Consider the following 20,529-nt stretch of genomic DNA (forward strand, 5'->3'; position numbering starts at 1 on the left):
GCGTCCGCAATATCGGGACATAGCCGCGGTCAGCGCGTGCGCGAATTCACTGGGCCGCGCTAATTCCGGCTCCATGCGCGGAGTTCCGCATAGCGCGAGAATTTTTTCACCTGATGGCGCGACATGCGCGCAAGAACGTCGCGCAGGAAAGCGACGCCCCCGACAAGAAACGGCCCCTTGTTCAGCATCACGCAATCCGCCCGCTGCGACATGGCGGCGTCCGTCGTTTCCGGGCGGCTCGCGACTCCCTCCTTGACGAATTGATCCAGCACCTGCGTGGCCCAGATCACGGGAATGTGCGCCGCCTCGCACAGCCAGAGGATTTCTTCCTGAACTTCCGAGAGCCGCGCGAAACCCAGTTCGACGGCGAGGTCGCCGCGCGCCACCATCACCGCCGTCGGATGCTGCCGCGCGGAATGGAGCATCAGTCGCGGCAGATTGCGCACGGCGAGCGGCGTCTCGATCTTGAGAACCAGCGTCTGCGGGGGCGCGTCGCCGCGCCGGGCGGCGAGATGATCCTGCAGCAATTCGATGTCCGCCGGCCGTTGAACGAATGAGAAGCCGACGAGGTCCGCATGGCGGGCGACAATATCGAGATCGGCGAAATCCTTGCGCGTCAGCGGCGAAAGGTTGAGTTCGGTTGTCGGCAGATTTACGCCCTTGCCGGGCTTCAGGCGCACGCCCTTGGCGCGTGCGAAGAGAATTTCGACATCGGCGCGGCCGTCGGATTTCTCGACGACATGTCCGCCCGCCTTGCCATCGTCGATACAGACCTCGTCGCCCACGACGAGTTGATCGATCACCGAAGGCGCGTTCAGCGTCACCGCGACGTCGCCTTTGCGGCCATTGTCGAAACCCGACAGCAGTTGCAGACGTTCGCCGGGAACCAGCCGGTATTTCTCGGGCGCGCGCACCCCTTCGACGCGCAGTTTCGGGCCTGCGATGTCCATCATGATCCGGCACGGGAGGTTGCGGCCGCGCTCCGCTGCGCGAATGTTCTCGATCATTTTCAGCCACGCGTCGGCATCGTCATGCGCGCAATTGATCCGCGCGCAATCCATGCCAGCCTCGATCAGCCGCGCGACAAGGCCGGGGTCCGTCGCGGCGTCGCTCGGCAGCGTCGCCATCACGCGCGTCCGGCGCGGCGTGGCGTCGGCTCCGAAGATCCTTGCGCAGGCGGCGGCGAGCGCGTCATCCCCCGCCTGCATCTCGGCGCGGGACGGATAATGGGCGTTTGTCTCGCCGCATAGACGGCGCAGAGTGGCAAGCAGCGCATCGAGCGCCGCCGCGACCTTTGCCTCGCTGCGGCCCAGGGACGAGAGGCCGAAGGCGGAAAGCCGCAATTGCAGGGCACTGAGATCATGTCGGCGCAGCGCGACATAATGGGCCAGATTGATCGCGGCGTCTTCGGGACGCAGAGTCCTGGGGTCGACGCCCCATTCACGCAGCAGCGCAGCGCCTTCCCGCGTCACCGACTCGCGCAACGCCGCAGTCTCGTCGAGGAGGCTGCGCAATTCGATCGATTCGCTGTCGATGGTTACGTCTTCACACATGTCGCTGTCGCCTCGCGGTCGTTCGCCGCCCGGTCTTTCCCAGCAACATGACAAGGCTGTTACAGCGTGCGGGGAAACCCTGCGGCTAAATGCTCACCGCTCCGGCGTTCGCCGCCGCCTGACGCAATGCGGCGATGTTGCCGGCGTAGGCCGAAGGGCCGCCACGGAACGCCGCGGAACCCGCGACGAGCGCGTCGGCGCCGGCCTCGACGATCGCAGTCGCCGTCTGCGGCGTCACGCCTCCGTCGACTTCGAGGCGGATCGGACGCCGGCCGATCATCTCGCGAATGGCGCGGATTTTTTCGAGCTGGGACGGAATGAAGCTCTGACCGCCGAAGCCGGGGTTGACGCTCATCACCAGCACGAGGTCGATCTCGTCCAGCACATATTGCAGCGCGCTTTCATGCGTCGCCGGATTGAGCGACACTCCCGCCTTCTTCCCGCGCGCGCGTATCGCCTGCAGCGATCGGTGCAGATGCGGCCCCCCTTCGGCATGCACCGTGATGATGTCGGCGCCGGCGTCGGCGAAGGCGCCGATATAGGGGTCGATCGGCGAGATCATCAGATGCACGTCGAGCGACAGGGTCGTATGCGGACGCAGCGCCGCGACGACGGCGGGCCCAAAGGTGATGTTGGGCACGAAATGTCCGTCCATCACGTCGAGGTGGATCCAGTCCGCCCCCGCGGCCTCCATCGCGCGCGTTTCTTCTCCGAGCTTCGCGAAGTCGGCGGAAAGGATGGAAGGGGCGATGAGGATGTCGGACATGGGGACTCGGGCGTCGATCGGCAGGATTGTTATCTGGCGATGATGAATCCATCAACCATAAGAATGACACGGATTCTGTTCAGATTGACTGTAGCGGGGGCATGCGGACAAGCTACAGGCTGTTTACGGGAGGGGAACCTTTTGAAAATGCTGAGACGTCGTTTTTCCATCGCGTCATGCGCCCTGTTCATGGCGGCGGCGATGCTGGTCACCGGCGCGGCGCGCGCGCAAAGCGCCGCCCGAACTCTCGAGGGGCGCCTTTCCGTCCTCTGGGCGGATCCGCGCCCGGGTCTTCCGGGCGGCGCCATACGCTTCAATCTTACGATGGCGGACGGCTCCAACGTTCCGTTGAGCGTGGCGTCCGTCGACCAGCTCGCCGCCATTCGCGCCTTTGGCAAGCGCGTGCGGATCGAAGGCCATGACGTGGGTCGGGCAGCGCCCCAAAAGGCGGGCGCCGCGCCGATCGCTGTCGACAAGATCTCCGTTCTGGACGCCGATGCCGCGCCCCGCGCGGCGGCCGCCGTCCCGACGACCAAACGCGTTCTCTTTATCCTGCTCAAATACAAGGGCGACACACAGACCCCCCATACCCCGACGTTTTACTCAGCGCTGACAAACCCGCTGACGCCCAATACAACCTTGAAGATACCGGCGACAATCAACGGTTTCTTCACTGCGACGTCATGGAACAATCTCAAATGGCGCGCGGATATCGCCGGGGTCGGCGGATTGAACCCGACGCAATGGCTGACCTTGCCGAAAACGAAATCCGGCTATGCGAATTGTGGCTGGAGCAGCGCCTGCGCCGACGTGTTTCAGCTCGCAAATGACGCCATGGCGCTGGCCAGGGCGCAGGGTGTGAACGTCGCTCTCTACGACAACATCAACTTCGTCGTGAACAACGATCTCGATTGCTGCGCCTGGGGCGGCGGCTTCGTGTATCAAAGCAAACTCTACGGGGTGACATGGGAGCCGCCGTGGGGCCAGGACGCGAGCATTTATGTCCACGAAATGGGCCATAGTCTCGGCCTGCCGCATTCGGGCTGGAGGTATCATGCGTATGACAGTCCATGGGACGAGATGAGCCGGGGCTCTCGGGCGCAGCAGGTTTCCTGCGGCACCTACCGCTCGGCCAACAGCGGCGGAGCGCTGGATACGCTCTATTGCTCTGAGCCCGGCGGCGGTTACATCGCGCCCTACAAGGATAAATTGGCCTGGATTCCCGCCGCGAACAAAGTCGTCGTGAATAGCATATCGACGCGGACAGTGACGCTGGAAGCCGATTCGACGCCGCTCGGCGCGAACCCCAAGATGATCAAGATCTGTCTGGTCAATCGGGCGTGCGACGGCTCGACGGCGCAATATCTGACGGTTGAGGCGCGGGTAAAAACGGTTGCTTACGACAAGGGGCTGCCGGGCGAAGGCGTGATCGTCCATGATTTCAAAGCCAACCGAACCCCTGTCGGCGCGGGCAACGCCTGCTTCTTCAATACCCAAAGCGGATGGGCGATGCCGATCGACGCGACTCCCGGGGACTATCGCGGCGCGCCCTATTGCGACAGCGGCGGCCGGCCCTACCCGAACTACGCGCTCAACAATGCGCAATATACGGTGGGAAAAACCTATCTGTCCTCAACACTCGGCATCAAGATCGAAGTATTGAGTCGCGTTGGCTCGACCTTCAGGGTTCGCGTCACGCGTTCCAAATAAAGGAGCAGGCCCGGTCCTCCCGGATTATTACCGCGAGGCCCGGGCCTGCCCTCTCCTGATCCTTACTCCGCAGCCTTCTTGCTCGCGAATTGCGGGTCGAGCGCCCCGCTCGCATAGCGCTTGGCCATTTCCGCCATGGGAATCGGCTTGATCTTCGACGCCTGGCCGGCTGTGCCGAATTCCTCGTATCGCTGCCTGCAAACCTTGACCATCGCCTCCTGCGCGGGCTTCAGATATTTGCGCGGATCGAATTCGCCCTTGTTCTTGCCCAGCGTCGCGCGGATTGCCGCCGTCATGGCGATGCGGCAGTCGGTGTCGATGTTGATCTTGCGCACGCCGAATTTGATGCCGTGCTGGATCTCCGAAACCGGCACGCCCCAGGTCTGCGGCATCTCGCCGCCGGCCGCGTTGAAGGCGTCCTGCAACTCCTGCGGCACGGAGGACGAGCCATGCATCACGAGATGGGTGTTGGGCAGGCGACGGTGGATTTCCTCCACGACATGCATCGCGAGAATGGCGCCGTCCGGTTTGCGGGTGAACTTGTAGGCGCCATGCGAGGTGCCCATGGCGATGGCGAGCGCGTCGACCTTGGTGCGGGCGACGAAGTCCTCGGCCTGCGCCGGATCGGTCAGCAACTGGTCGTGCGAGAGCTTGCCCTCGGCGCCGTGCCCGTCTTCCTTCTCGCCTTCGCCGGTCTCCAGCGAGCCGAGCACGCCGAGTTCGCCCTCGACCGAGGCGCCAACCCAATGGGCGAGGTCGACGACGCGGCGGGTGACGTCGACGTTATACTGATAATCCGCAGGCGTCTTGCCATCGGCCTTGAGCGAGCCGTCCATCATCACCGACGAAAAGCCGAAGCGGATCGCGCTGGCGCAGGTCGATTCGCTGTTGCCGTGGTCCTGATGCATCACGATCGGAATGTCGGGATACATGGTGATGAGCGCCTCGATCATCTTGGCGAGCATGATGTCGTTGGCGTAGCTGCGCGCGCCGCGCGAGGCCTGGATGATGACCGGCGCATCCACGGAGGAGGCCGCCTCGAGAACCGCGAGGCCCTGCTCCATGTTGTTGATGTTGAAGGCGGGCACGCCATAGTCGTGCTCGGCGGCGTGGTCGAGCAGTTGCCGAAGTGTAATGAGAGCCATTGTCGCCTCCGCTGAATCTCAAGCCTTAAGTAGGGTGATGGCCGCGTCGGCGACTGCCTCCGCGGTGATGCCGAAACGTTTGTAAAGTTCGGCCGCCGGCGCGCTGGCCCCGAAGCCTGACATGCCGATGAACATGCTGCGCTCGCCGAGCCAGCGGTCCCAGCCGAGCCGCACGGCGGCCTCGACGCCGACGCGCGGGGCCGCTCCAAGCACCCTGGCGCGATAGTCCGCCGGCTGCGCCTCGAAAAGCTCCCAGCAGGGCATGGAGACGACAGCCGCCTTCACGCCCTGCCCCGCCAGCGCGTCGGCGCCGGCGAGCGCGATCTCGACCTCCGAACCCGTGGCGAGAATCGTCACGTCGCGGCCGCCCGCGGGCTCGCGCAGCACATAGGCGCCCTTCGCCGAGAGATTCTCGTCAACCGGGCGATCGAGCGTCGGCAGGTTCTGGCGCGACAGGCTCAGCACCGACGGCGTGTGACGGGCGCCGAGCGCCAGCTCCCAGCACTCCGCCGTCTCGATGGCGTCGGCGGGCCGGAAGACATGGAGATTCGGCATGGCGCGCAGGGACGCGAGATGCTCCACCGGCTGATGCGTCGGGCCATCCTCGCCGAGGCCGATGGAGTCATGGGTGAGAACGTAGATCACCCGCAGGCCCATCAGCGCCGACAGACGGATCGCCCCGCGCGCATAGTCCGAAAAGACGAGGAAGGTGCCGCCATAGGGGACGAAGCCGCCATGCAGCGCAATGCCGTTCATCGCCGCGGCCATGCCGAATTCGCGCACGCCGTAATGGATATAGCGGCCTGAGAAGTCGTCGGGCGCGACCTCGCCCATCCCCTTGGTGATGGTGAAATTGGAGTGGGTCAGATCGGCCGAACCGCCGATCGTCGCCTGCGTCGCGTCATTGATGACGCCGAGCGTCATCTCGGAGGACTTGCGGGTGGCCACCTTGGGCTTTTCCGTGGCGAGCGAACTACGAAAGGCCGCGAGCGGCGCAGCGACCTCGACGGCTGCATCGCCCTTCAGGAAGCTTTCGAAGGCGTCGCCCTTTGCGGAGGCGGCGCGCCGCGCCTCCCAGGCCTTGCGCGCAGAGGCGCCGCGGCCGCCGGCCGCCCGCCAGAGGCTCATCACTTCCTCCGGCACGTCGAAGGGAACATGCGGCCATTCGAGGGCTTCCCGCGCGGCGGTGATCTCGCCCGCGCCGAGCGGCGCGCCGTGGCTGGACTCCTTGCCCTGCTTGCCGGGCGAGCCATAGCCGATGAGCGTGCGGCAGGCGATCATGGACGGGCGCGGATCAGCCCTGGCCGCCTCGATGGCCCGCGCCACCGCTTCCGGATCGTGGCCGTCGACTCGCGCCGTGGACCAGCCGGCGGCGGCGAAGCGCGCGAGTTGATCCATGGAGGTCGCGAGGCTCGTTGGGCCGTCGATGGAGATCGAATTGTCGTCCCACAGGACGATCAGCCTGGAGAGCTTCAGATGTCCGGCGAGATCGATCGCCTCGTGGCTCAGCCCTTCCATGAGACAGCCGTCGCCGGCGATGACGTAGGTGTGGTGATCGACGAGTTCGTCGCCGAAGCGCGCGGCTGCGAGCCGCTCGGCGATCGCCATGCCGACCGCCGTGGCGAGTCCCTGGCCGAGCGGGCCGGTCGTCGTCTCGACGCCCGGCGCATGGCCATATTCCGGGTGCCCTGCCGTCGGCGCGCCGAACTGGCGGAAGTTTTCGAGATCGGCCTTCGTCATCCCCGGATAGCCGAGGAGGTAATGCAGGGCGTAAAGCAGCATCGAGCCATGGCCGGCGGAGAGCACGAAGCGGTCGCGGTCCGGCCAGTCTGGCTGCGAGGCGTCGAATTTCATGAAGCGCTGAAACAGCACGGTCGCGACGTCCGCCATGCCCATCGGCATGCCGGGATGGCCGGATTTCGCCTTCTCCACGGCGTCCATGGCCAGCGCGCGAATGGCGTTGGCGCAGCGGCGCGTCTCTGTTGCGGCGGGCGGATCGAGTGCTTCGGACATTGTCGGTTCTTTCAAGACGCGCTCTTCTTGCGTTTCACGAGTTCGAGAATCCTCGGCGTGAGGATGAGTTGCATGGCGAGATCGAGCTTGTTGCCCGGAATCACGATCGAATTGGCGCGCGACATCCAGCTCCCGGCGATCATAGCGACGAGATAGGGGAAGTCGACGTCACGGGGATCGCGAAAGCGAATCACGACGATCGACTCGTCGGGCGTCGGAATGGAGCGCGCCACGAAGGGATTGGAGGTGTCGACCGTCGGCGCGCGCTGGAAATTGATGTCCGTCTCCGAAAACTGCGGGCAGATGTAATGCACATAATCGTGCATCCGCCGCAAAATGGTCTCGGTCACGGCTTCCGTCGTGTAGCCGCGGGAGTTGCGGTCGCGGTGGAGCTTCTGCGTCCATTCGAGATTGATGACCGGCACGACCCCGATCTTGAGGTCCGCATAACGGGCCACATTGACCTCGTCCGTCACGACGGCGCCATGCAGGCCCTCATAGAACAGCACGTCCGTATTGGGCGGCAGCTCCTCCCAGTCGGTGAAGGAGCCAGGTGGCACGCCCAGCAGAGCCGCCTCGTTCTCGTCATGCGCGTAGTGGCGATAGCGGCCGGAGCCCGTCTCGCCATATTCGCGAAACAGGTTTTCGAGCTCCGCGAGCAGGTTGGCTCCCGGACCGAAATGGCTGAAATGGTAATTGCCGCCCGCCTGGGCCTCGGCCATCCTGGCCTTCATCTCCTCGCGGTCGTAGCGGTGGAAGCTGTCGCCCTCGACATAGGCGACCTCGATCCTCTCGCGACGGAAGATCTGCTCGAAGGTCGCCTTGACCGAGCTGGTTCCGGCGCCGGAGGAGCCGGTGATCGAGATGATGGGGTGTTTGACCGACATGGGCGCTTTACCCAGTGAGTTCCTCGTCGAGCATGGCCGGCGACCCCGCCCGCAGGCTCCCCGCGCCCGGCTTGTCGCACGGCCGCACGGCAAAGGAAAGACTGAAGGACCAACTCGCGGCGCAGGATCGGGTTTCGGGGCGCGCGGCGGCTCCGGCCGCTGCGAAGGGAAGGAAACGCCTGTCGTCTCGCAGACTCCCCTGAAGCTGGACGCTCCAGTCGCCTGCGGCGCGCTTTTGCCCCGACGCGTCGACCTCCTGTCTTGACTTGCCGCCATCCGGCGACCTATATCCCTCCCCGCTGAAGGCTGCTTCAAGACAGCCCGGGGCGGAGTAGCTCAGTTGGCTAGAGCAGAGGAATCATAATCCTTGTGTCGGGGGTTCGAATCCCTCCTCCGCTACCATCTTACCCCACGGACCCGGTTAGGGTACGCGTTTTCCCCGAGCAGCGCCGTTAAGCGGCCAGAAACCTCTACCTGGACGCCCCCTGCTCGGGAGGCATCCGGGAACACTGTGACTGTCTCGACCAAGTCCCGGATCGCCTCAGAACACTTAGAGCATTTCCCTGTATTTCTGAATCGGGAGGGATTCCTGTTTTAGCAGGAGTGTGATTCAAGATGCTGGCTGGGCGGAGGCCAGCATCCAATGGTTCGACCTCTCTCCAATGATCTTCGAGAGCGTGTGGTTGCGTCGGTTTTGGCTGGCGAGAGTTGCCGCGCCGTGGCGTTGCGCTTTGGCGTGGCCGTGTCATCGGTCGTGAAGTGGTCGCAGCGCCAGCGCGAGACGGGCTCGGTCGCGCCGGCGAAAATGGGCGGCTATCGCAAGCGCGTGCTGGAGCCGCATCGCGCTTTCATTGTCGAGCGTCTGGCGCAGACGCCGCATTTGACGTTGCATGGCCTCAAGGACGAGCTGCTGGCGCGCGGGGTCAAGGTTTCGCACAACGCCATTTGGATGTTCCTGCGCCGCGAGGGGCTGCGGTTCAAAAAAAACGCTGCTGGCGCTCGAACAAGGCCGCGCTGACATTGCGCGACGGCGCAAGCGCTGGCAATCGCTGCAAGCGCGCCTCGATCCCAGGCGGCTGGTCTTCATCGACGAGACCTGGATCAAGACGAACATGACGCCGCTGCGCGGCTGGGGCCCCAAGTGTCAATGGCGGGGACAAAATGTGCATGAAGGCGGGGTAAAAGTGTACCGGTCTGGTTTCGAGAAAAGGGCCGCACGGCCCTTGTAGTTTAGTTGTCGCGGGCGTTGAGGCGCGCGGAGCGTAGCGCAGCGCGGTTCAACGCGCGCGACGGCGATCAGTTCGTCGTGTCGGCGCCTCCTTTGTCGATTGCGGGCGCGTCGGGGAGATCGCGGTTTCGCCGTTGCGCTTTCTTTGCGGTCGAGAGCCGATAGCTCTCGCCGTTCATTTCCAGAATGTGGACATGATGGGTGAGCCGGTCGAGCAATGCGCCGGTGAGACGCTCGGAGCCAAACACCGACGTCCATTCATCAAAGGGCAGATTGCTGGTCACCAGCGTCGCACCGCGTTCATAGCGCTGGCTGAAGACCTCGAAGAGCAGCTCTGAGCCGACCGCCGTGAACGGCACATAGCCCAGTTCGTCGACGATCAGCAGTTTGACGGTGTTGAGATGCTTTTGCAGCGCGCGCAGGCGGCGCTCGTCGCGCGCCTCCATCAGTTCGTGCACAAGAGCCGCGGCGGTCGTGAACGCGACGCTGAACCCCTTCTGGCAGGCGGCGAGCCCCAGGGCGAGCGCGACGTGGGTCTTCCCCGTTCCGCTTGGCCCAAGGGCGATGCAGTTCTGTCGCTTCTCGATCCATTCGCACCGCGCCAGCTCCAGCACGAGCGGCTTGTTGAGTGAAGGCTGGGCGGTAAAGTCAAATGTGTCGAGGCTTTTGACCTGCGTAAAGCGCGCCAGCCGGATGCGGCGCTCGACATTGCGCCGCTCGCGATCAATGCGCTCCAGTTCGCACAGGCGTAGCAGATAGCGCGGGTAATCGGCGCGGTCCTGCGCCGACTCCAGCGCCACCTTCTCATATTCGCGCGCGAAGGTGGGAAGCTTCAGCGCCTTGAGATGATTACCCAGCAGCACCTGCGGCGCGACGATCGTCTGCGAACCTGGCTCATGCGAGATGGTCATGCCGGCCCCCCCGCGTTCGAGTCCATGACGCCCGCGATGACGCTCGCGCCGGCGACGAGCCCGAGATAGGCGCGCGGATCCGTCGCGCCGACCGTAGCCGCCGGCAGGTAGGGGTAGAATGTCAGATCGAGCCGCGCGGGCCGGTTCTCCAGCCTGGCCAGCAGCAGCATCTTCACTGCGTCAAAGCTGATCGCGCCAAGACGCAGCGCCTCCGCGACCGCCTGTTCGACCTGATGCTGATGAAAGTCCTCCATCAGCCGCAGCACCTGGATGAACTCGCGGCGCCCGCTATTCCCCATGCGCGCCTCCATCAGCCGCCGCAGACGATGCACGCAGTCGGCAAGCCGCCAGTCGTCGAGCGGCGCGGCCTGATCGAGCGCGCGGCTCTTGTGTTCGAGTAAAGCGAGATAATGCAGCGGGTTGTAGATGAACTCGGCCTTGCCGTAGCTGCGCGCATGCACGGCGATGGTCTCCCCGCCGCAGACAATCTCGACCCGATCGACATAGCCCTTGGCCAGCACCTCCCGATGGCCGAAGCGCATCGGGACCGAGTAATCGTTGTTGCGGTAGCGCACCAGCGCCATCGACGACACGCGCGTCGCGACCTTGTGACAGGCGTCATAGGGAGCCGGCGGCGCCGGCAGGAATGCCGCCATATCCGCCTGCATGCGTTCGCCGATCGGCGTCGACTGGCCGCGCAGGATCGCCCGCCGTCGTTTCGTGCAGGCGTCCAGGAACCTCGCGTTCAGCGCCTCGAAACTCTCCGCCACGGGCAGTGGCGTCATGAAGTTGCGCCGGACATAGCCGACAAGCCCCTCGACCTTGCCCTTGTCATTCCCCTTGCCGGGCCGGCCAAAGCGATCAGCAAAAAGGTAATGGCTCTGGAGTTCCGCAAACATTTGCGAACGCAGACGCTCTCCACCCTTCACGATCCTGGCGACCGCGAGACGCGTATTGTCGTAAAGAATGGACTGGGGGACGCCGCCAAAGAAGGCGAAGGCCGCGACATGGCCGTCGCAGAAGGCTTCCGCCGTCTCCGCCGGATAGGCCTTGACGAAGCAGCCGTCCGAATGCGGCAGGTCCATGCAAAAATAATGAAAGCGGACCTTCCTGCCGGCGATATAGGCGTCCGCCTCGCCAAAATCCGCCTGCGCATTCCCCGGTCGATGGCTGAGCGGAATAAACATCTCGCGCGACCGCAACTGCGCCTGCGCGACATATTCCCGGACGATCGTGTAACCGCCGGAAAACCCTTCTTCGTCCCGCAGCCGTTCGAATATCCGCCGTGCCGTATGACGCTGCTTGGCGTGAACAAGCCGATCATCCGCCAGGACCTTGTCGATCCAGGCCATATACGGCCCCAGCTTCTTCGAGATCGGCCGCTCCCGACGCCGATACCCCGGCGGAACCGAATATTGAAGCATCTTCGTGATCGTATTGCGGTGCACGCCGAAGCGCCTGGCCGCTTCCCGCCGGCTCAGCCCTTCCGCCATCACCGCGCGTCTCACCCGGGCATAGAGTTCCACTGTGAACATCCTTTCGGCCTCTCCATGCCAGTCGATGACATCGAGTTCGGCCTATCAGGACCGGTACACTTTTGCGCCGCCGTCACAGCAGCCCGCAAAGCCGCTTCAGTGGTACACTTTGCCGCCGCTGTTCATAGGCTAAGCTCTCATACACGTCCATCGCGGAGTTTCCTTATCGTTTCCTTGGCGGTTCACGACCAGAAATTTCGTCGGTGGACTCCAGTAAACGTCAAACTCCTACTGGCGCCCCCGCAAAGCCGGGGGGACTCTCACTGCGCTTTAGAAAGAGCATAATGAAGGCGGATATCTGGATCAGGTCGGTAGGGTTTCAGCGGGGGTAAAATTGGTTCATCTTTCGCGAGACTTAACATCTCCGCAAATTTGGCTGGCGCATGATAAAGGGAAAAGTAGCGTCGGGCTGCGTCGGATTGATATTTCCAAGAGACTTCGTCGAAACCGCCAATCAAACTATTGAGGTCTTTCAAGGTTCGCCACGACAGCGCCTCCGGATAGGCTAGGTCGCGACCACTCCACAAACGATCGGCGCCGTTCTCGTGGATCAGGACGGGCACCCCCGCCGACATCGCCTCGATTATGCCCTTGCCTCCACCCTGCGGCATAGTCGGGAAATACAAGTCTATCTCCAAACAATGCAAAATGTCTGCAAGCTGGGGAGCCGACCCGACATGGATGAAGTGGGCGGGATCGATATTAGTGTCCGTCCTGAAAGATGTTGAATCGAATGAATCTGTTGTGATGGATGGGAGGCGGTCTGATTCGTAGGAGGCCGTCGATGTGGACGAAGGCAAACCGGGCGAAATACAATCGCGACAGGTTACGTTATCCGAGTGATGTGACGGACGAGGAGTGGGGGCATGTGGCGCCGCTTATTCCTCCGGCCAAGCGTGGCGGGCGCAAGCGTGAAGTGGACATGCGGGCGGTGTTCAACGCCATCATGTATGTGCTGAGCACGGGATGCCAATGGCGGTACATTCCCAAGGATTTTCCCCCGAAGAGCACAGTGTATCGTTATTTTTGCGATTGGGCCTGGTGCGGCGTTCTGGATCGCATGCACGACGCGCTCTACGTCATGTGTCGCGAACGAGCGGAACGAGAGGCGAGCCCCACCGCGGCGATCATCGATAGTCAGAGCGTGAAGAGCGCGGAAAAAGGGGGGCGCGCATTGATCCGCATGGCTATGACGCCGGCAAAAAGATCAAAGGCAAGAAACGCCACGTACTCGTCGATACGCAAGGTTTGTTGATGGGCGCCGTCGTTCACGGCGCCGACATTCAGGACCGAGACGGCGGCGTCTTGCTGCTTTCGACGTTGCATGGGCGGTTTCCCTTTCTTGAAAAGCTGTTGGCTGACAGCGCCTATCAGGGACCGATCTTCGCCGACGCAACGGGCAAAATCCTACCGTGTCTCAAAATCGAGATTATAAAACGATCCGATCAGGCGAAGGGCTTCGTGAAATTGCCCATGCGCTGGATCGTCGAAAGATCAATCGCCTGGCTAAACCGCTGTAGAAGACTGGCCAAGGATTGGGAAAACCTCAATATCACAGCGCTCGTGTTCCTGCGTTTCGCGTCGATTCGGCTCATGCTACGAAAGCTCTGCAATTGTTGACTAACTTCTGGGACGGACTCTTAGCGTCGGCCAGCTTCCTTTGCACGGTGGCGATAAGTCCTTTCGACAATGGTCCGATATGGTGGTGGCGACCTTGGCCAATCCGCAAAATTTCAACTACCAGATCCGCGTAGCCAATCGGATAGCTGGGGCTGTGAATCTTATGCTCGCCCCCGCACGAGGCGGTCTTAAAAAAAGGCGAGGCGAACCGCGCCGGCGCCCGGACTTTGCCGCCCCTAGCGGTCAGGCAGAGATAACGATTGCTTGCAATGCCGTCATCATGGCGGCAACGGTGGTAGGAGAGGTTGTGCAGATCGACATGCACGACATTTTCTAGGTGACAGCCCAGCGCAGGAGTGTGGTCGCAGTGATGCAGGAAGTAGACCGGCGCGCTCAGATCGCGAGTGGCGGCAGCGTTGGCGATCGCATCATGGCCGTGATGAAGCATGAAAATGCGTCGAACCGACGGTCGAACAAGCCGTTGCTGGATGTCTCGCAGGCGGTCCAACGCGGTCTTGCCTTCGGCGATTTCTATTCCGAGGATGTTGGGATCCGTCAGATAGTCCCCTAGGATTGGAATCTTCAATTCATGGAGGTTGGTTGCAACAACCAGCACCGGCAGGTCATTAAGCGCTGCAATGTCTTTAACGATTTCACCGTGGCCCCCATGGCAGTTCAAATTGGTGATCAGGATAACGTCATGGGGCTCCGGGACGGGTTTACATGAGGCGCCGAATAAAGCGTAGCAGGAGGCCTCCCCAATATCCTGACAAAGATGGTCGAACGCAGGAATATTGAGGCTTTTCCCGAGCAAGGACGGCGAGTTCTGGAGCGTCAGAAATACAGCAGAGAGCTCGTTCAACGCCGAATTGAGATGCCCCAATCCAACAATTTTTTTGATCTTCTCGATCTGGCCGCTTATCGATTCCATGTCTCACGCCTCATCGCGATTGCATTGAGTTCCTCAAACCACTAACGCATGCCCTGCCACCCGAACTCCACCGCCCAGGGCTGGAGAAGCTCAACAACTATATCCCACTCTTGTTCGCTTAGATGTCGGCTGATTCTGTTCTCTTTCTCAGCGTAATAGCGGTTCATCACGTTGATCACGGCTTCCATCCCGTCATCGTCCATCAGAGGCAGATCGCATCTGCGAAAGATTTTCTGCATTGTTTGTGTTGGGTTGTCGACCAAATCCTCAAGCTTGATTTCGATGAACCGCGGATCGGCCAAAAGCCGCCGGCGCCGCTTGGCCAAGGCCGCGCATCGACCCTCGAAATCAACCAGCGAGGCGACCAAGTTATTGGAAAGCCAACCCTTCTCCCGCAACGAGTAGTAAACGTCGAGTGGATTTCTTATCATATGAATGAAATAGCAGTCAGGAAAAAGCTCCCGGAGAAAGTCAAATCGCCAAATATTGGCGGGGGTCTTTTCAACCCAGCATTTTTTATTGGATATTGCGGCGGTATAGTCGAACGTTTCTTGGACAAAAGCCCGCACCGCTGAAATCAGCGGCTCGCGCTCGGGGAAGTACCTCTTTCTTAATACCACGCCCACGAAGCGGTCCAATGCATCGTTATATGAGGGGAAGATATGATGTGAATATTGGTGGAGATCCCCGTATTTGCTCGGGACCTCGCCGGTCACTTCCGCTCTCATCTGACGCGTAAATCGCGTATAAGCCGTCATTGATGCGGGCGGTGAGAAGCGGATGGTCATGGCGTCGACCAGATCCGCGAACCCATCCTCTTCAACCAGGAACTTGGTTTCAATAGGAACCGCGAAGCAGTCCGGATGATGGTAAAATATTTTGAGAGCAATCGTCGTCCCTGATCGGCCGAGACCGCCAATAAATATTCTTTTCATTGTGATCTCCAGTTTTGAAGAACGCCGCGGGCAGCCTCTACTGACAATTCGTAGTAGTCATGGCAAACGGCGCGAGCGCCGAATCCCTCCTTGAACTCGATCAAGCCGATATTGAGATAGAGACCCTGCCGCTCGTTCGAAACCCCAAAGTCGAACCAGCGACGTTTCGCGCAATATCTGCTGATCAAGTCGGAAAACAATAAATCCAGGGCTCCGGCCTTCAGGCCTTCGTCGCACCCAGCGATGTATTGGGCGTGTGCTACTCTTCCCGTGTCATAGATGACCGTTCCAGCAAGCACGTCCCCGGATGGCCCCGCCACGCAGTAGAGCCTTATCTGTTCGGGAAATCTGGCGGCAAGCAATGACATCTCCGAGAGGCTATGGACAGCGTGAGTCTCATATCGATCGGACAACCGGGCGTTCAGCACCTCCCAGAAACCGGCCCAATTATCTGAATGAATTGCGCGTAAACCGGAGTTCGTCGCCTTGCGAGCGCCGCGACGGCGGCGTTCCTGAAACGGCGGGTAATCACCAGGATCCAAGACGCTCAGCACGTCGCGCCGCACAAGGCTCGCGCCGGCCCTGAACAGAGCGTATCTGTCGTCCTCGGCGGGATGGCTGTGATAAATACTGGGTACGGTCTTGTAATGCCATTTCGAAATCCCCGCATCGCTCATCCAAGCGAGGCAAGCGTTGAAACAATCCAAAATCAGTGGCGTCGTCATGGAAGCGCCAGTCACGAACCCGCCATAACTTAAACCGCCATGCGATATAAGTTGTTCATCACGCCGATTTGCCGGTAGTAGCGCGACGACCTGCCCCTCGCGCTGCACCAATAAGGAGCAATCCTGGAACCGATCCGAATGGTAATCCATATAGCCGCGGTTAAACAGGAAGGTCCCGTTACGGCTTTGGGCTACGAATTCATTCCATAGAGGAGCCTGCGAGGACTGGAACGGTAGGACTTCGAGCTGTGAGGACAAACAGATCACTCCTTCTCCAGCACAGCAACGCCAAATCCCGTAGCTCCATGTGAGTTTCCATTGTAGAACAGATATCTGCCGCCAGACGCATCAATTACGCAGGGGTAGCAAATCATTTCCTGATCCCAGCCATCCTCGGATCGCATCAACTGCATGCGATGATCCTGGCGAGCCCAGCTCACGCCATCCTCACTTTCCGCATATCCCAAACGATATGGTTCGGTTCGGGATCGGATTGAATACCACATCTTGTATAGGCTTCCGTCTTTGATGACCCAGGGACGCCCGAATCCGAACTCCGAAGGATTGGAGAAATTGATGGCGATCACGCTATCGCGCGACCAGTTGAGCCCGTCGTCTGAGCGGGTCGTGCGTATTATATATTCTGGGTATTGCTTCTCTCCGACATACCCCCAACGGTGCGCGGAGACGTACCAGCAGCGGTAACTGCCATCGGGTTCGCGTAAAATCGTGGTAGCCGAGCGAACGAAAGGCTCCGTCTCGGTGCGATCCAGGATCGGAGTTCGTCGTAGCCGCTGAAAGACGCCGTCCTCGCCCCGCCGGGCCACTCCGGCGAACAACATGTAGGGCACGCGCTCGCATCTCTGCCAGCCGATGTAATACATAACCGCGCCGACCTCGCTCTGCACGAGCGCGGATGGATTGACGCCACTGTCGTCGAAACAGCCCAACTCGCCAATATCCAGAACAGGATCGGGCCGGTCGTGTAGAATGTGGGTCGGGTTCCGCGCGTCCAGTTCGAGGACGCCGATGCGGCCGTTACGCTCCTCATCGATCGAAGCGTAGTAAACACGTAACCGGTCGTCATCGACCAGCTCCGCTGTCGGAATAATGGCATAGGATCTTGCCCAGCGCCGGCTTCCATCTGGGGCAAAGATCCGGCCCAGTTTCCGCCACTTCATGTTCCTACTCGCACCTTGAAAAACCGTAGGGCCGATACTTTCGACGGTTCTTCGCTCTTGGCCGGGTAGAGTGCCGCGGGCTCGGTGTCGTTCATAAGCGTGACGCCAGGACCGGTCCAGTTATCGTCGCCCACAGTTACGTTATTGGCTAACGTCGTATTGACGCCGAGGAAGGTGTTGCGCCCGATTTTACAAAAACCTGAAACAACAACATGCGAAGACAGGAAAACGTTTTCTCCAATCGTCGAGTGATGCCCAATGTGGTTTCCTGACCACATGATGACGTTGCTTCCGACTTTAACGAAAGGCTGAACAACATTGTTCTCCATGATGAAACAATGCTCTCCAAGTTCGACATTGCGCCAAACGAAGGCCTTGCTGCTTAGTGTCCGTCCTGAAAGATGTTGAATCGAATGAATCTGTTGTGATGGATGGGAGGCGGTCTGATTCGTAGGAGGCCGTCGATGTGGACGAAGGCAAACCGGGCGAAATACAATCGCGACAGGTTACGTTATCCGAGTGATGTGACGGACGAGGAGTGGGGGCATGTGGCGCCGCTTATTCCTCCGGCCAAGCGTGGCGGGCGCAAGCGTGAAGTGGACATGCGGGCGGTGTTCAACGCCATCATGTATGTGCTGAGCACGGGATGCCAATGGCGGTACATTCCCAAGGATTTTCCCCCGAAGAGCACAGTGTATCGTTATTTTTGCGATTGGGCCTGGTGCGGCGTTCTGGATCGCATGCACGACGCGCTCTACGTCATGTGTCGCGAACGAGCGGAACGAGAGGCGAGCCCCACCGCGGCGATCATCGATAGTCAGAGCGTGAAGAGCGCGGAAAAAGGGGGGCGCGCATTGATCCGCATGGCTATGACGCCGGCAAAAAGATCAAAGGCAAGAAACGCCACGTACTCGTCGATACGCAAGGTTTGTTGATGGGCGCCGTCGTTCACGGCGCCGACATTCAGGACCGAGACGGCGGCGTCTTGCTGCTTTCGACGTTGCATGGGCGGTTTCCCTTTCTTGAAAAGCTGTTGGCTGACAGCGCCTATCAGGGACCGATCTTCGCCGACGCAACGGGCAAAATCCTACCGTGTCTCAAAATCGAGATTATAAAACGATCCGATCAGGCGAAGGGCTTCGTGAAATTGCCCATGCGCTGGATCGTCGAAAGATCAATCGCCTGGCTAAACCGCTGTAGAAGACTGGCCAAGGATTGGGAAAACCTCAATATCACAGCGCTCGTGTTCCTGCGTTTCGCGTCGATTCGGCTCATGCTACGAAAGCTCTGCAATTGTTGACTAACTTCTGGGACGGACTCTTATATAGCTCGCCGCTGAGTAACCTCGGCTTTTGACTTCATCCAGCAGCCGTCGTCGCAGGCGGTTGAGCTGGCCGTAGGTGATCGCCACAAAGACATGATGCTCCGCAGGATCGTAGAGATCCGCCAATTGTTCAAAAGCAACGACCGGCAAATCGAGCAGTCGTTCACGACGCAGGAACGCTTTTTCCACTGCGAAGGCGACCGGCTCATAGGCCGAATCATACTTGAAATATTCATAAGCGATTTCCGCGAACGCGCTGTCGCCAACAATGACTAAACGACGTTTTCCAGCGTCATTCATTACGGCCTCCTGATCAAGATGTCTTCCCGACGGTTCGCCATTGGAAGCTCAGCGGGTTGAGGCAAGACAAACGCGTCGAAGCCTGCTGTTCGGGCCCGCTCCACCAAGCCCAGAACGACAGCGTCCGTGATCCGTCCATGCTCGATCTGATCTATTTTCACCTCAGGCAAACCGTTGGTGCGCAGGTATGCTCTGTGATAGGCGACGCCGGCATCGCTTGAGAGGAAGCGGTGCCGTTTCGACACGTTGGGAATATCACCAAGCAACAAGCAGCCGTTCGGTCGTAGCAGCGCCATTAATGAATCCAAGAAGACAAATGGATTGGCTTCCAGAAACACATGCTGGAGCACACTATAGACAATGATAGCGTCGAACCCATCCCTGATGTGGGACGTTAGTCCGTCGCAATCGTCAGGAAACCGGCCCGCGATTTTGGTGGCGCATCTTTCGTCAGGGAGCATGTCGAGCATCTCTCGGGCGTCGAGCAGAACAAGTTCATGCTCACGTTCTACGCAATGCCGGATGATCATTCGCGGTAATTCGCTACACCCCGGACCCACATCCAGGACACGTTTACGGGACCTGGTCAGAGTGCCTACCTTCGTCAAGATATCCGAAAAGATCCTTCCCTCGTGTCCCTCACGAAACTCCTTCGGGAATCCAATTTTTTCGTAGATATTGAGAGAGGAATCTTCGGCCATGCGACGAAAGTCCTCAAATCGCAACCCTCCGAAGCGAGCGGTTTCCGTGTTGCCATCCACCTTGGTGGGATCTGAGGTCATCTTACTTAACTCTCCCAAAACGACATGCAGCGAAGTCGCTTCCGTATTCGTTTACGTAAGTCGAGGTCTTTAATCCTTTTCCCTAACCACACGCTAAACCGATAGCTTTCGTTGCAGATGCTCTCGACGCCATTGAATTACCGAATCAGCGGTCTGCCATCGATACCCGAGCAATCCTGAGAGGAATGGGTCGTCGGCAAACCGACCGCCCATCATTCGGGAGAAATTGATTTGCTGTTGGATGAGGGGAACCGTATAGAGGTTATTGATCGCGCGACGGATGGAATTTGACCGGTTTACGCCCGCGCGATGATAGGCCAATGCGTCGAAAATTACTGTGTCTCCAGGCTCGCATATGATCTGCACTTCATGCTTGTGAACGTATTCTTCGGACGGGAACATCTCATGCAGATGTGACCCAGGGATGAAGAACGTGCCGCCGGTTACTTCATTAAAGGGTTCGATTGCGAAGAGTGTCTGCAACGCGATGGGCCGAGAAATCGTGAAATGCTGGTATTGAAGCTCACGATGCCAAGCCGTCTGATAAAGCTCGCCTGATGGCGGATTGAGGATCCCTACCTGCGAAGATAGGCTGAGGTTATTGCCTATAACCCGCTTGACAATTTCCAGCAGGCATTCATTGCAAGCAATGCGGTGCAGGAAGAAGTCGTCAAATGCGAGCATTGATCGGACAATGTGCCGATCGTGGATCAATCCGATGTTATCCTCGCCGAACTCTTGAACCTGGGCTCCGTAAATTTCGTCGAGACGCCGACTGGCATAGTCGACCTCTTCCTTCAGAAGGCATCCGCGGACCAGAGAAAAACCGTCTCTTGTCAATTCCTCGATGATCCGGTCTTGTTCCGAGTTATTGATATGACGCTCGGTTACGCCATGAGTCTTGATTTCCTGGTTCATTGTCGGGGCCCTGAATTTTAGCTGATGCTGCTGCCTGAGATTTCTGTCGATGGATCGCGAAGAAG

The 20,529-nt window shown here is 60.1% G+C and carries 19 protein-coding genes, 1 tRNA gene and 1 pseudogene; 5 read left to right on the top strand and 16 right to left on the bottom strand.

Features of this window, described 5'->3' with window-relative positions:
* Window positions 1–59: 59 nt before the first annotated feature.
* Both MET49242_RS12520 and rpe read right to left on the bottom strand, forming a co-directional pair.
* The gene (locus MET49242_RS12520) at window positions 60–1,553 is read right to left on the bottom strand and encodes a pyruvate kinase (RefSeq protein WP_051134177.1); all 1,494 of its coding nucleotides are present in this window, start codon (window positions 1,551–1,553) and stop codon (window positions 60–62) included.
* A gap of 85 nt (window positions 1,554–1,638) precedes the next feature.
* A complete protein-coding gene (gene rpe, locus MET49242_RS12525; RefSeq protein ID WP_036283242.1) occupies window positions 1,639–2,319 on the bottom strand; it encodes a ribulose-phosphate 3-epimerase in 681 nt (226 codons plus the stop codon).
* Between the two features lie 147 nt (window positions 2,320–2,466).
* On the opposite strand from rpe, the gene MET49242_RS12530 reads away from it, so the two are divergent.
* Window positions 2,467–4,029 (top strand): hypothetical protein, encoded by a 1,563-nt coding sequence (locus MET49242_RS12530; protein ID WP_158497299.1) that lies wholly within the window; start codon window positions 2,467–2,469, stop codon window positions 4,027–4,029.
* A gap of 62 nt (window positions 4,030–4,091) precedes the next feature.
* Here the strand turns inward: MET49242_RS12530 and fba are convergent, their stop codons facing one another.
* Genes fba through MET49242_RS12545 form a run of 3 tightly spaced genes read right to left on the bottom strand, consistent with a single transcriptional unit; the run spans window position 4,092 to window position 8,074 of the window.
* Window positions 4,092–5,174, bottom strand: coding sequence for a class II fructose-bisphosphate aldolase (fba, locus tag MET49242_RS12535; protein ID WP_036283246.1), 1,083 nt, complete (start codon window positions 5,172–5,174; stop codon window positions 4,092–4,094).
* An 18-nt stretch (window positions 5,175–5,192) separates the two neighbouring features.
* Window positions 5,193–7,187: a transketolase gene (gene tkt, locus MET49242_RS12540; RefSeq protein ID WP_036283247.1), complete on the bottom strand. Its 1,995-nt coding sequence runs from the start codon at window positions 7,185–7,187 to the stop codon at window positions 5,193–5,195.
* An 11-nt stretch (window positions 7,188–7,198) separates the two neighbouring features.
* Window positions 7,199–8,074 carry a phosphoribulokinase gene (locus MET49242_RS12545; RefSeq protein ID WP_036283250.1) on the bottom strand — a complete coding sequence of 292 codons (876 nt, stop codon included), beginning with the start codon at window positions 8,072–8,074 and terminating at the stop codon, window positions 7,199–7,201.
* 325 nt (window positions 8,075–8,399) lie between these two features.
* On the opposite strand from MET49242_RS12545, the gene MET49242_RS12555 reads away from it, so the two are divergent.
* Window positions 8,400–8,476, top strand: a tRNA-Met gene (locus MET49242_RS12555).
* Window positions 8,477–8,717: 241 nt separating this feature from the next.
* Window positions 8,718–9,216 (top strand): annotated as a pseudogene (locus MET49242_RS12560) (IS630 family transposase); the annotation flags it as partial.
* A gap of 154 nt (window positions 9,217–9,370) precedes the next feature.
* Here MET49242_RS12560 and istB read toward each other — a convergent pair.
* The 3 genes from istB to MET49242_RS12575 form a co-directional block, all read right to left on the bottom strand.
* Window positions 9,371–10,213 (bottom strand): IS21-like element helper ATPase IstB, encoded by an 843-nt coding sequence (gene istB / locus MET49242_RS12565; RefSeq protein ID WP_036283255.1) that lies wholly within the window; start codon window positions 10,211–10,213, stop codon window positions 9,371–9,373.
* Window positions 10,210–11,748, bottom strand: coding sequence for an IS21 family transposase (gene istA / locus MET49242_RS12570; RefSeq protein ID WP_051134178.1), 1,539 nt, complete (start codon window positions 11,746–11,748; stop codon window positions 10,210–10,212). Before istA ends, istB begins: the two co-directional genes overlap by 4 nt.
* A gap of 260 nt (window positions 11,749–12,008) precedes the next feature.
* On the bottom strand, window positions 12,009–12,374 hold the full coding sequence (locus MET49242_RS12575) for a hypothetical protein (RefSeq protein WP_144259613.1): 366 nt from the start codon (window positions 12,372–12,374) through the stop codon (window positions 12,009–12,011).
* A 158-nt stretch (window positions 12,375–12,532) separates the two neighbouring features.
* Here MET49242_RS12575 and MET49242_RS24305 point away from each other — a divergent pair.
* Window positions 12,533–13,368, top strand: a protein-coding gene (locus tag MET49242_RS24305) for an IS5 family transposase (protein ID WP_144259444.1) whose coding sequence is annotated in 2 segments (ribosomal slippage) — window positions 12,533–12,917 and window positions 12,917–13,368 — 837 coding nt in all. Because the reading frame shifts where the segments join, the coding sequence is not laid out codon by codon here.
* Here the strand turns inward: MET49242_RS24305 and MET49242_RS25045 are convergent.
* Genes MET49242_RS25045 through MET49242_RS24310 form a run of 5 tightly spaced genes read right to left on the bottom strand, consistent with a single transcriptional unit; the run spans window position 13,340 to window position 17,637 of the window.
* A complete protein-coding gene (locus tag MET49242_RS25045; RefSeq protein ID WP_144259614.1) occupies window positions 13,340–14,299 on the bottom strand; it encodes a hypothetical protein in 960 nt (319 codons plus the stop codon). The genes MET49242_RS24305 and MET49242_RS25045 overlap by 29 nt on opposite strands.
* 41 nt (window positions 14,300–14,340) lie before the next feature.
* A complete protein-coding gene (locus MET49242_RS12600; RefSeq protein ID WP_036283261.1) occupies window positions 14,341–15,234 on the bottom strand; it encodes a sulfotransferase in 894 nt (297 codons plus the stop codon).
* Complete coding sequence (locus MET49242_RS12605) at window positions 15,231–16,217, bottom strand: GNAT family N-acetyltransferase (protein ID WP_158497300.1); 987 nt, start codon at window positions 16,215–16,217, stop codon at window positions 15,231–15,233. Before MET49242_RS12605 ends, MET49242_RS12600 begins: the two co-directional genes overlap by 4 nt.
* Before the next feature lie 5 nt (window positions 16,218–16,222).
* Entirely contained in the window at window positions 16,223–17,140 is a 918-nt protein-coding gene (locus MET49242_RS12610) for a hypothetical protein (RefSeq protein WP_036283265.1), read from the bottom strand.
* On the bottom strand, window positions 17,137–17,637 hold the full coding sequence (locus tag MET49242_RS24310) for a hypothetical protein (protein WP_371212552.1): 501 nt from the start codon (window positions 17,635–17,637) through the stop codon (window positions 17,137–17,139). Before MET49242_RS24310 ends, MET49242_RS12610 begins: the two co-directional genes overlap by 4 nt.
* Here MET49242_RS24310 and MET49242_RS24315 point away from each other — a divergent pair.
* A protein-coding gene (locus tag MET49242_RS24315; RefSeq protein WP_144259444.1) for an IS5 family transposase occupies window positions 17,605–18,440 on the top strand; the annotation gives its coding sequence in 2 pieces (ribosomal slippage) (window positions 17,605–17,989 and window positions 17,989–18,440; 837 coding nt in all). The two genes, MET49242_RS24310 and MET49242_RS24315, sit on opposite strands and share 33 nt — an antisense overlap.
* On the opposite strand, the gene MET49242_RS12625 is transcribed toward MET49242_RS24315, so the two are convergent.
* The 3 genes from MET49242_RS12625 to MET49242_RS12635 form a co-directional block, all read right to left on the bottom strand.
* On the bottom strand, window positions 18,441–18,764 hold the full coding sequence (locus MET49242_RS12625; RefSeq protein ID WP_051134179.1) for a hypothetical protein: 324 nt from the start codon (window positions 18,762–18,764) through the stop codon (window positions 18,441–18,443).
* Window positions 18,764–19,546, bottom strand: a complete 783-nt coding sequence (locus MET49242_RS12630) for a class I SAM-dependent methyltransferase (protein ID WP_036283267.1) — start codon at window positions 19,544–19,546, stop codon at window positions 18,764–18,766. Before MET49242_RS12630 ends, MET49242_RS12625 begins: the two co-directional genes overlap by 1 nt.
* Before the next feature lie 93 nt (window positions 19,547–19,639).
* Window positions 19,640–20,464 (bottom strand): phytanoyl-CoA dioxygenase family protein, encoded by an 825-nt coding sequence (locus MET49242_RS12635; RefSeq protein WP_036283268.1) that lies wholly within the window; start codon window positions 20,462–20,464, stop codon window positions 19,640–19,642.
* Between the last annotated feature and the right edge of the window lie 65 nt (window positions 20,465–20,529).

Origin of the sequence: Methylocystis sp. ATCC 49242 (genome assembly GCF_000188155.2) — a bacterium.
Lineage (GTDB): Bacteria > Pseudomonadota > Alphaproteobacteria > Rhizobiales > Beijerinckiaceae > Methylocystis.